Consider the following 13127-nt stretch of genomic DNA (forward strand, 5'->3'; position numbering starts at 1 on the left):
AAATTAAAAAAACACACCTAAACTTAAGGTGTGTCAATTTAATATGAAGTCTTAACCTAAATATTCTTCAGGTACGACTGGTTTAATTTTACCATCAGCAATTTCTTCAAGTGCTTGACCTACTGGTTTAGCTGAATGATATTGATTTAAAAGTGCTGTTTCACCTTTTTCATCTAATTCACGTGCTCTTTTAGCTGCTGTTGTAGCAATAAGATATTTTGAATTAATTTTAGCAGTTAGTTGATTTAATGGTGGATTTAACATTATTTTTTGACCTCCAGTAACATTCTTCTATATTTAGCTTCGATACGTTCTCTTTTTAAATGTTCAGCTTCAACTATAGACTGAACTCGATTCTTTGCAAGTTCAACTTCATCGTTAACTACAACGTAGTCATATAAGTTCATCATTTCCACTTCTTTACGAGCTTCATTTACTCGACTTTGAATCTTGTCATCTGATTCTGTACCTCTACCGACCAAACGTTCTCTTAAATCATCGAGACTTGGTGGAGCTAGGAAAATAAATAAAGCATCTGGAAATTTCTTTCTCACTTGCTTAGCACCTTCAACTTCAATTTCTAAAAATACATCATACCCTTGATCCATTGTATCTTTAACATATTGAACGGGTGTGCCGTAATAATTTCCTACATATTGAGCATATTCAATAAATTGGTCGTCTTTGATTAACGCCTCAAATTCCTCTTTCGTCTTGAAAAAGTAATCTACACCATCAACTTCACCTTCACGCATATTACGTGTCGTCATTGATATAGAGTACTTGTATGAAGTAGTTGGGTCTTCAAAAATACTCTTTCTAACAGTTCCCTTTCCAACACCTGAAGGGCCTGAAAGAACAATTAACAGTCCTTTTTCATTATCCATGCCTTACGACCTCTCTAAGCTATTCTTCTATTATTTAAATATAATATCATATTGGACTCATATATGTATAGACGTACTTTCTCTTAAACATTGAAATATCAATCAACGTACCGCCCAAATTTAGATGATGAGGGACATAATAATTTTTGAAGTTTAAAAAAATCATTTTTCAAAGGAGGTATTGAGTTTATTAACAGCAATAACAATATCTTCCTAATAAACTTTCATTATGACCTGACACTTTGCACATGTTACAATATGATGAATGAAGCATTTTAAGGTGGCAGATAATTATGGCTTATGATGGCTTATTTACTAAAAAAATGATTGAATCGCTTCAAGATTTAGTCTCTGGTCGAATTCATAAGATTAATCAACCAGAAAATGACACAATCATTATCATAGTTAGACAAAATCGTAAAAATCATCAATTACTTTTATCCATACATCCCAGTTTTTCTCGTTTACAACTTACGAACAAAAAATATGATAATCCGTTTAATCCTCCTATGCTTGCGCGTGTTTTTCGTAAACATCTAGAAGGTGGCTTTATAAAGAGTATTAGTCAAGTTGGCAATGATAGACGTGTTGAAATTGACATTCAAAGTAAAGATGAAATCGGCGATACAATGAATAGAACGATTATATTAGAAATTATGGGTAAACATAGTAATCTTATACTCGTCGATAACAACCGAAAAATTATAGAAGGCTTCAAACACCTTACGCCTAATACCAATCACTATCGAACAGTTATGCCTGGTTTTCAATATGAAGCTCCACCTAGTCAAAATAAATTAAACCCATATGCGTTAAGCGGTAAAGACGTTTTAAAATATATAGATTTCAACTCAGGTAAAATTGCTAAACAATTACTAAATACATTTGAAGGATTTAGTCCCTTAATTGCAAATGAAATTGTGAGTCGACGCCAATTTATGACTCAAGAAACGCTACCTGAAGCATTTGATGAAGTAATGGTAGAAACAACTGCAGTACCTACACCTGTTTTTCATAAAAATCACGATACAGGTAAAGAAGATTTTTATTTTATGAAACTAAAGCAGTTTTATGATGATGTGGTGGAGTATGATTCTCTTAACGACTTATTAGATCGCTATTATGATGCACGTGGAGAGCGTGAACGCGTCAAACAAAGAGCGAATGATTTAGTGAAGTTTGTTCAACAACAGTTACAAAAACAACAAAATAAACTTAACAAGCTTATTGATGAATATGAAAGCGCAAAAGATAAAGAAACGCAACAATTATATGGTGAATTAATCACAGCTAATATCTATCGTATTAAGCAAGGAGATGAATCATTAACTGCGTTAAATTACTACACAGGTAAAGAAATAACTATTCCTTTAAATCCTACAAAATCTCATTCAGTCAATGCACAATATTACTATAAACAATATAATCGTATGAAAACACGTGAGCACGAACTCAATCATCAAATAAAGCTTACCAAAGAAAATATTGATTACTTTGATAACATAGAGCAACAACTAAATCATATTACCGTTAATGATATTGATGACATTCGTGAAGAACTTGCTGAACAAGGATTTATGAAACAACGTAAAGCGAATAAGAAAAAGAAGCACTCTCAAATTCAATTGCAAACCTATCAATCATCAGATGGCGACACTATACTTGTGGGTAAAAATAACAAACAAAATGATTATTTAACTAATAAAAAGGCACATAAAAATCATATTTGGTTTCATACAAAAGATATTCCAGGATCTCACGTTGTCATTTTAAATCATAGCCCTAGCGACAAGGCAATTAAAGAAGCGGCAATGGTAGCAGGCTATTTCTCGAAAGCGGGTAATTCTGGACAAATTCCAGTCGATTATACAGAAATCAGACATGTACATAAACCTTCTGGAGCAAAACCAGGTTTTGTTACTTATGATAACCAAAAAACATTATATGTAACACCTGATTACGATAAGATTCAACAAATGAAAGAATCTTAATCTATCATACATGATAGTAAATCCGACCAATCTTTTAACGTATTGGTCGGATTTTTATTCAATCACTTATTTCTCTGGTAACGCGAGTTGGAAACTCACTCCAAATTTATCTTGAACCCAAGCAAATTCTCTAAAGTGGGGCATTTCAGTTTTAGGCATAAGTATGGCTCCTTCTTTTTTAAGCCCGTTAAACAAACGTTCCATTTCTAAACTGTTTTTAACGGTTACATAAAGTGACATTGCAGAATTCATTGGTAACTCTTCATCACCATTAACATCAATTGCCATAAACACCTGCCCATTTAATGTAAAAATAGAATGCTGAACTGAACCAGGTGTTCCCGGTCCATTCTCATCATATTTTACCATCGCTAAGATTTGACTATCTTCAAACAAACTTGTATATAAATGAATCGCTTCTTCAGCTTAATCATTAAACATTAAAAATGTTGTAATTTTAGGTATTTCCACTATGTATCTCCCCTTATTTATCCATTTTCATTACTTTACCAAATCATTGATGTCGTTTAATATTTTAACATGATAATGATTTCGTTGTAGAATAAAGTAATAAACACTTTTAATATTTCTTTAATTAGAATTATTATCTTCATGTAAAACTTAGTACTTTAACTTTTTATAATAATTACTGAACATTGGGAGGCGTTTTTATGCTTATACATTATGGTGTACCAATATTAATTCTGCTAGTCGTAATACTTATTGGTTGGCTAATGACTAAAATGTTTATTCGTTAATTTTAATTCTTCATGGTTAAGAATAAAAAACTATAATTAAAAGCCATTCAATGAGTATTGTGACATTGAATGGCTTTTATATCTTAATTCAAAATTGCTTTTGATATTTTTTGATAAATTATAATTGTCCTTTTCTACGCAAACTTTCCTTCGCACGTTTGAATATGTCAGTAGAGTGCGTAAAGGCATCATCCATCATTTGCGAAAAATCTGGTACACTTTTATCCATAAATTCTTTCAATTCTGGGGCTCTATAATCATCTTGTCGATTCAAAAATTCATTACAATGTTTCATAATGGCATAAAGACGATTATTTTCATTTTTCTTTGTCATTTGTTTTCCCCCTTACGAATCTTATCTTATGACAAGTTGTCTCTCCAATCAACTAAAGTTTGAATATCTTTTTCAGATATTTTCCCTTCTTCTTTAGCAACTTCAACTAATTCGTTATAGTTACTTAATGTATAAAATGGAATGTTCGCTTCTTCAAAAGTTTGAGCAGCTTTTGATAAACCATACGTAAAGATCGCTACAACACCTAATACATTTGCTCCAGCTTCTTTTAGAGCTTCAACAGCAGTTACAGAAGAACCTCCAGTAGAAATAAGATCTTCAATAACTACTATATTTTTACCAGTACTTTTAGCACCTTCAATTTGGTTCTGTTTACCATGATTTTTGCTTTTTGAACGTATATAATTCATAGGTAATTCCAATTTTTCAGAAATATAAGCCGCATGGGGAATTCCAGCTGTTGCAGTGCCTGAGACAATCTCAACATTTGAAAAATTTTCATTAATGATACGTATCAAGCCATCTCTGATTGCACTTCTCACTTTAGGATAGCCTAAAGTCACACGATTATCACAATAAATAGGTGATTTAATTCCTGAACTCCATGTGAATAAATCAGTAGGAGATAGTGAAACTGCTTCTATATCTAATAACGCTTTTGCAATATCTTTAGCCATTTAACCTAACCAACTTTCTTTAATATTTTGATAGCTTTCTACTGGATGATCACCTTGAGTAATTGGACGACCTACAACAATATGTGTTGATCCCAATGATTTAGCATCTTCAGGCGTTGTAATACGTTGCTGATCATTTTGAGCAACACCTTTCGGTCTAATACCTGGTGTTACTTTCATAAAGTCAGTTCCTAATTCATCAGTAATCATTTTAGCTTCAAGAGGTGAACAAACAACGCCATCTAATCCTGCTTTCTTTGTTAAACGTGCGTAGTTAAGTACAGCTTCTTGCATTGTTGTTTGAATATTTTGTTCTTCATGTAGTTGCTTCTCAGTAGTAGAAGTTAATTGAGTTACTGCTATGATTTTAGTATTAGCATTATATTTTCTTAAACCTTTTTTTGCCTCTTCCATCATTTTAGTACCACCAGCAGCATGGACATTAACAATATCGACGTCCAAACGTGCAAGACCTTCCATGGCCTTACTTACAGTGTTTGGAATATCGTGTAATTTTAAATCTAAGAAGATATCATGACCTCTGTCTTTAATTGATTTAATTAATGCTGGCCCTGTTTGATAAAACAATTCCATACCAATTTTAACGCATAGTGGTTCATTAAATTGATCTAAAAACGTGTTAAGTTCTTCTTTGGATTTAAAATCTAATGCAATGATTGGTAGATTTCTCATTCTTGTAGCTCCTTTAAACTTCAATACTTAGCGATTACATATTTCTCATAGTGAATGTCATACTTTCAATTACATTCGTTAAGGCATTTGAAGTATCTAATGAGGTTAAGCATGGCACACCATTTTCTACTGTAGTACGACGAATTTGGAAACCATCTCGCTCAATTTCTTTACCTTTAGTCATAGTATTAATAACGATTTGAACTTCACCATTTTGAATTCGAGTTAATAGATCGTCTTCCCCACCGATTTTACCTACAACTTGTACTGGGATACCATTTACATGAAGTTTTTCTGCTGTACCTTGAGTAGCTAAAATTTTATAACCTACTTCATTTAGGCGATGGGCTATCTTAACAATTTCATCTTTATCTTTATCACTTACAGTTATTAGAACTGTACCATGATCTTTAACTTCTACACCACTTCCAGTAAGTCCTTTGAATAATGCTTTTTCAAGCGTGAGATCTTTACCCATCACTTCTCCGGTAGATTTCATCTCTGGTCCAAGTGTAATGTCCACATTTTTCAATTTATTAAAGCTAAATACAGGTGCTTTTACAAAGACACCTTTAGAATAAGGTTGTATACCTTGTTGATAACCTAAATCTGAAAGCTTTTCACCCATAATCGTACGCATTGCTAATTGTGCCATTTGAATATTAGTAATTTTACTTAAGAATGGCACGGTGCGACTAGAACGTGGATTGACTTCAAGTACATACACGCCATCATGCGCAATAACAAATTGGATGTTGATTAGTCCAATGATATTTAAACCTTTAGCTAACTTCATCGTGTAATCTTCAAGAGTATCAATTTCTTCTTGCGTTATTGTTTGAGGTGGATAAACTACAATTGAATCTCCACTATGTACGCCTGCACGTTCGATATGTTCCATTATTCCAGGAATAATAACCGTTTTCCCATCAGAAATGGCATCTACTTCAATTTCTTTACCTGTTAAATAACGATCTACGAGTACTGGGTGTTCTGGACTCTCTTTAACAGCTTGTGTCATATAATTTTCCAGTTCTTGATCATTATCAACAATTTCAATAGCACGTCCACCTAGAACGTATGAAGGACGAACAACTACTGGATAACCAATTTTTCGTGCATTTTCAAGTGCTTCAGTTGGAGAGGTTGCTGTTTTTCCTTGTGGTTGAGGAACTTCAATTTTACGTAATAAAGCTTCAAACTCCTTTCTATCTTCAGCACGATTTAAATTTTCAAGAGATGTTCCTAGAATTTCCACTCCATGTTGCGCTAATTTATCTGCTAGGTTAATAGCTGTTTGACCACCAAATTGCACAACTACCCCTTTTGGTTGTTCTAGATTGATAATGTTCATTACATCCTCTTCAGTAAGTGGTTCAAAGTATAATTTATCTGAAATCGAAAAGTCAGTTGAAACAGTTTCAGGATTGTTATTGACAATAATTGCTTCGTATCCAGCTTCTTGAATTGCCCATACTGCATGCACAGTTGCATAATCAAATTCAACACCTTGACCAATACGTATAGGTCCTGAACCAAGTACTAATATTTTTTTCTTATCTGTAACGCTAGACTCATTTTCATATTCATACGTACCATAGTAATAAGGAGTTGTTGATTCAAACTCAGCTGCACATGTATCTACCATTTTATAAACTGGTTTAATATCATTGTCTAAACGAATTTGATACACGTCTTTTTCTTCCATGCCCCATCGATGAGCAATAATTTTGTCACTAAAGCCATAATCTTTAGCATATTTAAGATATTCTAAATCTCCTTGGTGTTCCTTAAGTTCATGTTCAATGTTAATAATATTTTGGAATTTATTTAAGAAGAAATAATCAATTTTAGTCATTTGATGAATTTCTTCTAGGGTCGTGCCTCTACTTATTGCCTCACCGATAAAGAAGAGTCGTTCATCATCTTGATGGCTAATACGTTCTTTAATATAATCTAAATCAAAGCTTTCTCCATTAAGCAAGCCAAGATGATGCACACCATATTCAAGAGAACGAATTGCTTTAAGAAGAGACTCTTCATAAGTACGACCAATCGCCATAACTTCACCAGTAGCTTTCATTTGTGTACCAAGTTCACGTTCACCCTTTTCAAATTTATCGAATGGGAAACGAGGTATTTTAGAAATTACATAATCTAACGTTGGTTCAAAAGCAGCATAAGATGTACCTGTAATTGGATTAAGCATTTCATCTAATGTTAAACCAACCGCAATTTTAGCTGCCAATTTAGCGATGGGATAACCTGTTGCTTTTGAAGCTAAAGCAGAAGAACGTGACACACGTGGATTCACTTCAATGATATAATAATTCAAAGAATGTGGATCTAGTGCTAGCTGAACATTACATCCACCTTCAATACCTAAAGCACGTATAACCTTCAATGACACATCACGTAACATTTGATATTCAACATCAGATAAAGTTTGACTAGGTGCCACAACAATTGAGTCACCTGTATGTATACCAACCGGATCAATATTCTCCATATTACAAACTACAATTGCATTATCATTTTTATCGCGCATCACTTCATATTCAATTTCTTTGTAACCCGCAATAGATTTTTCAATTAAGCATTGTGTAGCTGGACTATAATGTAAGCCATTACTTACTACTTCCTTTAATTCAGCATCGTTGTAACAAATGCCTCCACCTGTTCCACCCATTGTGAATGCAGGACGTACAATTAATGGATATCCAACTTGTTCTTTAAATTCAAATGCTTGTTCGACAGTGTTAACAATGTCACTTTCAGGAACTGGCACATTTAAATCATTCATCAACGTTCTAAACATTTCACGGTCTTCAGCTTGTTGAATAGATTCAAGTTCTGTACCTAAAAGTTTGACATTATTTGCTTCTAAGACACAGCAATCATGAAGTTGAATTGCCATATTTAAACCAGTTTGACCACCTAATGTTGGTAATAATGCATCCGGTTGTTCTTTTCTAATAATTCGAGCTATAAAATCTTGTGTTAAAGGTTCTATGTATACTTTATCTGCAATTTCTTTATCTGTCATAATTGTTGCAGGATTAGAATTCACTAGAATCACTCTGTAGCCTTCTTCTTTAAGTGCAAGACAAGCTTGAGTACCTGCATAGTCAAATTCTGCAGCTTGACCAATAATAATTGGTCCAGACCCTACTACTAAAATTGTTTGAATATCATTACGTTTAGGCATTGAATTGACGCTCCTTTTCTTTGAATTCATTCATCATTGTTATGAACTCATCAAATAAATAATTTGAATCACTCGGACCCGGTCTTGCTTCTGGGTGATATTGTACTGAAAACGCAGGTAATTCTTTGTGTCTCAGCCCTTCAACCGTGCCATCATTTAACGCAATGTGAGTCACTTCTAAATCGGTATTTTTAAGTGAATCACGATTTATAGAATAACCGTGATTTTGACTTGTGATATCTACCTTACCTGTTCTTAAGTCTTTAACAGGATGGTTTGCACCACGATGTCCAAATTTCATTTTAAATGAAGTTGCTCCTTGAGATAACGCAAAAAGCTGATGACCAAGGCAGATACCAAAGAATGGTATCTTACCAATAATTCCTTTAATCGTATCAATTGCTACTTCAACTTCATCTGGGTCACCAGGGCCATTTGATAGCATGACACCATCTGGTGACATGCTTAAAATTTCTTCAGCAGATATATTATAAGGTACAACTGTAACATTACAACCACGTAAATTTAGTTCACGTACAATATTTTGTTTTTTACCAAAGTCGAGCAAAACGACACTTAAATCCGAACCTGTTGACACGTAAGATGTTTTGGTTGAAACTGTTTGAACTTCATCTCTAGGTAATTTAACAGTTTTCAACTGTTCAACAAGCGCATTAATGTTATCTTTGTTATCTGTAAAGCCAGCTCTTAGGACACCATGCTTTCTAATTTTACGAGTAATACTTCTTGTATCTACGCCAGAAATACTTGGAATATGGTATTGAACAAGCACATCGTGTAATGTCTTTTGTTGTCTAAAATTACTTGGGTGTGTACTCGCTTCTTTAACTACAACACCATTTAATCGGGGAGTTAATGATTCGAAATCATCACGATTAATTCCATAATTTCCAATTAATGGATACGTAAAAGTAATAATTTGTCCTGTATATGACGGATCAGAAATCGTTTCCTGATATCCTGTCATTGCAGTATTAAATACAATTTCGCCAATAGTTAAATCATCAGAACCTAAGCGATATCCTTCATAATAAGAGCCATCTTCTAGAACAAGATAACGTTTTTTAAGCATCTACTTTTCCTCCTCGAATACTACTTCACCTTTAAGCATAGTTAACGTTGGATTACCGTAAACTTTTTCACCAATAAATGGTGTATTATCTGCTTTAGATAAGAAATCTTCACTCTTGATTTCTTTTTCAGTATTTAAATCAATAATTGTTAAATCTGCGTAACTATCTTTGTGTAACTTACCATAATTTAAGTTGAAAATAGTTGCAGGTTTAATTGTGAAATAATCAACTAATTGTGGTAATGACCAATTACCTTTTCTTACAAAGTGTGTGTAAAGTAATGGGAAAGCTGTTTCACTTCCTACAATACCGAATGGTGCTTTAGTCATTGGTTGATCTTTTTCTTCTTTTGCATGTGGTGCATGGTCTGTAGCGATACAATCAATTGTGCCATCTAATAAACCCTCTAATAGTGCTTCTCTATCTTCTTTACTTCTTAATGGTGGATTCATTTTATAATTTGCGTCATCACCTGGCACATCATTTTCAGTTAATAATAAATGGTGTGGAGTCACCTCTGCAGTTATATGAATGCCTGCTTTCTTAGCATCTCTGATTACGCGAACGCTTTCTTTAGTTGAAACGTGGCATACGTGATAATGACACCCTGTTTCTTCTGCTAATAGCACATCTCTTGCTATTTGGACAGACTCAGCAATCTTTGGAATTCCTGGAATACCTAATTCTTCACTACGTTTACCTTTGTGCATTGCACCTCCATAAATAAGACTGTTGTCTTCACAGTGAGCAACGACAGGTTTTTTAACACGAGCTGCTTGCTTCATAGCAGCATACATCATACTTGCAGTTTGAACACCTACACCATCATCTGTGAAAGCAAATACTCCTTCTAGTGCTAATTCTTCAAAATCTACAAGTTCTTTACCAGCTTGTCTTTTTGTAATAGCGGCATAAGGTAACACACGTACTTGCGCAGTTTCAGAAATACGTTCTCTTAATTGTCTTATATGCTTTACTGAATCTGGTACTGGTCTTGTATTAGGCATTGGGCATACTGTTGTAAAACCGCCTCTTGCTGCCGCTTTTGTTCCAGTTTCAATCGTTTCTTTATGTTCTCCACCGGGTTCACGTAAATGTACATGAACATCTACAAATCCAGGCGCTATCAAGTTACCTTTAGCATCGATAACTTCAATATTTGAAGATGAAGCATTAATTTTACTACTAATCTGTTTGATGCGTTTACCATCAATTAAGATTTCAGTATCTTTTAAAATACCATTTTTTAAGATTTTTCCGTTTTTAATCAATTTCATATTAAAATTAACCCCTTCCTATTGTAAAAGCGCACTTACAACAGCCATTCTTAAATACATACCATTTTCCATTTGTTTAAAAATACGAGATTTTGGAGCTTCTACTAACTCACTCTTAATTTCAACGTCTCGATTAACTGGGGCAGGATGCATAACAATAGCTTCCTCTTTTAATTTATCATATCTTGCTTGAGTTAACCCATATTGTTGATGATATTCTTCTGCAGCAAAGTTTGCTTCACCTGCAATACTATGTCTTTCGTGTTGAACTCTTAACAACATAACAATATCAACTTGGTTGATAACGTCGTCGATATTTACGTAAGGCGCCTCTAATGTATCATCTACCCATTCTTTAGGACTTGAGAACATTACATTTGCACCTAATGCTGTTAAACTTTGATAATTACTTCTTGCAACACGTGAATTTTTAATATCCCCACAAATTAAAACATTCAAATTTTTGAAAGAACCATATTCTTCATAAATAGTCATAATATCTAGTAAACTTTGTGTTGGATGCTGACCGCTTCCGTCCCCAGCATTTGCTATTGGTATATTTAAATGATCCAATTCTTTATAGTAAGCAATTTGAGGATGTCGGATAACTAATAAGTCAGCGCCTACACTTTCTAACGTTTTACAAGTGTCATATAATGATTCACCTTTTTGAACAGAAGAAGTGCTTGTTTCAAAGTTAACAAGATTAAGTCCTAATTTTTGTTCAGCGACTTCGAAGCTACATTTTGTTCTTGTAGAATTCTCGAAAAATAAATTCGATACATATTTAGTGCTAAATTGCGGTAATTCACGTTTACCAGATTTATATTCACTTGCAGTAGTAATTAAATCGTAAATTTCTTTTGTAGACAAATGTTCCATTGATAATAAATGTTTCATAAAGCGCCCTCCTATAGAAATAAACCTTAATTTTCTTGTTTTTTATCTTTTGGCAAAATTAAATTTAAAATTATTCCAGAAAGTGCTGATAGTGCCATACCTTCAATTTGTAAATTGATTCCAATACCCTTTAAGTTGATGAGTAAATTACCAATACCTACGACGAGTACGACTGATGCAATGACTAAGTTACGATTACTTGAGAAATCAACGTTACTTTCAACTAACATTCTTAACCCACTTGCAGCGATAATTCCGAAAAGTAATATTGAAACACCGCCCATGACTGGTGTAGGTATCGAAGAAATCAGCGCAGTAAACTTACCAATGAATGCAAGAATAATCGCAATAACTGCGGCCCCACCTATCACATAAATACTGTATATTTTAGTGATTGCGAGTACACCAATGTTTTCACCGTACGTTGTACTTGGCGGTCCTCCAATAATACTTGCAAACATAGTCGATACACCGTCTCCGATAATTGATTTATCTAAGCCAGGATCCTTAAAAAAATTACGTCCCACAATTTTATTGATTACCATTTGATGACCGATGTGTTCACTTACTGTAACGAAGACAACAGGGATCATAACAAGTACGAGTCCTAAGTGAGAGGACGGAGTGTAACCTTTAAATGGTAAATAAATATGCGGAAAATCTAACCATTTTGCTTGAGCAATAGGTGCAAATTTTACAATGCCCATAAATATTGACACGATATAACCGACAATAATACCTATAAGTACAGGGATAAGAGATAAAAAGCCTTTAAAGAATCCTTGTACAATAATTGTCACAGCTAACGTAATTAATGCCACGACTAAGTAGCTTAAGTTGTAACCTTTCATGTCTGCTGAATTTTCAAACATTGCCATATTGACAGCAGTTGATGCTAAGCTTAAACCAATAACCATAATGACCGGCCCTACTACGACAGGTGGTAAGAGATTCATTAACCAATTAATACCTCTTAATTTAATGAATAGCCCTATAATTACATACATTAAACCACTCATAAATAAAGCGACTAACATGTCACCAAGACTATGCGTGCTTAAACCTGTAATAATTGGTGTAATAAAGGCAAAGCTTGATCCAAGATAAGCAGGGATTTTTGCTCTCGTGATTAATATGTATAAGAGTGTTCCTATACCCGATGCAAGTAATGCAGCTGATATTGGTAAATGCGTTAAAAAGGGTACAAGTACAGTCGAACCAAACATTGCAAATAAGTGTTGCAAACTCAAGAAAGCCCATTGAGCTGGTTTTGGTTTTTCTTTTACATCCAGCACCGGTTTAACGGTACGCTCAAACATCTGTTCATTTTCCATGTTGATATTCATT

General features: G+C 33.8%; 12 protein-coding genes. 1 reads left to right on the plus strand and 11 read right to left on the minus strand.

Annotated elements, in window-relative coordinates; translation table 11 throughout:
• Positions 1-51 precede the first annotated feature (51 nt).
• A complete protein-coding gene (gene rpoZ, locus DYE57_RS07725) occupies positions 52-264 on the minus strand; it encodes a DNA-directed RNA polymerase subunit omega (RefSeq protein WP_115313528.1) in 213 nt (70 codons plus the stop codon).
• Positions 264-887 (minus strand): guanylate kinase, encoded by a 624-nt coding sequence (gene gmk / locus DYE57_RS07730; RefSeq protein WP_115313529.1) that lies wholly within the window; start codon positions 885-887, stop codon positions 264-266. Before gmk ends, rpoZ begins: the two co-directional genes overlap by 1 nt.
• Before the next feature lie 293 nt (positions 888-1180).
• Between gmk and DYE57_RS07735 the strand changes: the two genes are divergently transcribed.
• Entirely contained in the window at positions 1181-2878 is a 1698-nt protein-coding gene (locus DYE57_RS07735; protein ID WP_115313530.1) for an Rqc2 family fibronectin-binding protein, read from the plus strand.
• A gap of 66 nt (positions 2879-2944) precedes the next feature.
• Here DYE57_RS07735 and DYE57_RS07740 read toward each other — a convergent pair whose 3' ends face one another.
• From DYE57_RS07740 to DYE57_RS07780, 9 genes are all read right to left on the minus strand, one after another.
• The gene (locus DYE57_RS07740; protein ID WP_232619772.1) at positions 2945-3292 is read right to left on the minus strand and encodes a VOC family protein; all 348 of its coding nucleotides are present in this window, start codon (positions 3290-3292) and stop codon (positions 2945-2947) included.
• 462 nt (positions 3293-3754) lie between these two features.
• Positions 3755-3970 (minus strand): hypothetical protein, encoded by a 216-nt coding sequence (locus tag DYE57_RS07745; protein ID WP_115313531.1) that lies wholly within the window; start codon positions 3968-3970, stop codon positions 3755-3757.
• A 26-nt stretch (positions 3971-3996) separates the two neighbouring features.
• Positions 3997-4608: an orotate phosphoribosyltransferase gene (gene pyrE / locus DYE57_RS07750; RefSeq protein ID WP_115313532.1), complete on the minus strand. Its 612-nt coding sequence runs from the start codon at positions 4606-4608 to the stop codon at positions 3997-3999.
• Complete coding sequence (pyrF, locus tag DYE57_RS07755; RefSeq protein WP_115313533.1) at positions 4609-5301, minus strand: orotidine-5'-phosphate decarboxylase; 693 nt, start codon at positions 5299-5301, stop codon at positions 4609-4611.
• A gap of 34 nt (positions 5302-5335) precedes the next feature.
• A complete protein-coding gene (gene carB / locus DYE57_RS07760) occupies positions 5336-8509 on the minus strand; it encodes a carbamoyl-phosphate synthase large subunit (RefSeq protein ID WP_115313534.1) in 3174 nt (1057 codons plus the stop codon).
• Positions 8502-9602: a carbamoyl phosphate synthase small subunit gene (locus tag DYE57_RS07765; protein WP_115313535.1), complete on the minus strand. Its 1101-nt coding sequence runs from the start codon at positions 9600-9602 to the stop codon at positions 8502-8504. Before DYE57_RS07765 ends, carB begins: the two co-directional genes overlap by 8 nt.
• A complete protein-coding gene (locus DYE57_RS07770; RefSeq protein WP_115313536.1) occupies positions 9603-10880 on the minus strand; it encodes a dihydroorotase in 1278 nt (425 codons plus the stop codon).
• Between the two features lie 18 nt (positions 10881-10898).
• Positions 10899-11780 carry an aspartate carbamoyltransferase catalytic subunit gene (locus tag DYE57_RS07775; RefSeq protein WP_115313537.1) on the minus strand — a complete coding sequence of 294 codons (882 nt, stop codon included), beginning with the start codon at positions 11778-11780 and terminating at the stop codon, positions 10899-10901.
• Positions 11781-11806: 26 nt separating this feature from the next.
• On the minus strand, positions 11807-13114 hold the full coding sequence (locus DYE57_RS07780) for a uracil-xanthine permease family protein (RefSeq protein ID WP_115313538.1): 1308 nt from the start codon (positions 13112-13114) through the stop codon (positions 11807-11809).
• Positions 13115-13127 lie beyond the last annotated feature (13 nt).

This window comes from Staphylococcus saccharolyticus (assembly GCF_900458815.1).
Lineage (GTDB): Bacteria > Bacillota > Bacilli > Staphylococcales > Staphylococcaceae > Staphylococcus > Staphylococcus saccharolyticus.